The organism is Salegentibacter lacus, from assembly GCF_020164555.1.
Lineage (GTDB): Bacteria > Bacteroidota > Bacteroidia > Flavobacteriales > Flavobacteriaceae > Salegentibacter > Salegentibacter lacus.
Map to the genome: position 1 here is coordinate 1 of NZ_JAIQZB010000073.1, position 387 is coordinate 387.

Below are 387 nucleotides of genomic sequence, written 5' to 3' on the forward strand. Positions count from 1 at the left end.
CATAACTTCTTCCTATTTTTCCTTCGTCCTTGCCACCCAGAACAAATTCATCCACGTGAACATCGCCATCCATAGGATTGTTTCCACTCGAAGCCATAGCTTCTCTGACTTTCAACATAAATAACCTAGCCGTTTTTTCTGTAACACCATAGCGCACGGACATATAACTTGCCGATAAACTTTTGGTAGTTGTTGCCATCTCAAAACAGATAAAAAATGCTTTGCGTACACCAAATTTAACTTTATGAAAAAGCGTATCTGCAGTGGCAGATTCGATATGGTGGCAAATATTGCATTGCCTGGCAAAATCCTTACGTACTTGACAAGCATTGTGGTTACATCTTGTACATTTAAAGCCATTTTTGGACTTGATTGAAGCAAGGTATT

The 387-nt window shown here is 39.0% G+C and carries 1 pseudogene; it reads right to left on the reverse strand.

The window, feature by feature from the left end:
- Positions 1-387 (reverse strand): annotated as a pseudogene (locus tag LB465_RS18125) (IS1595 family transposase); the annotation flags it as partial.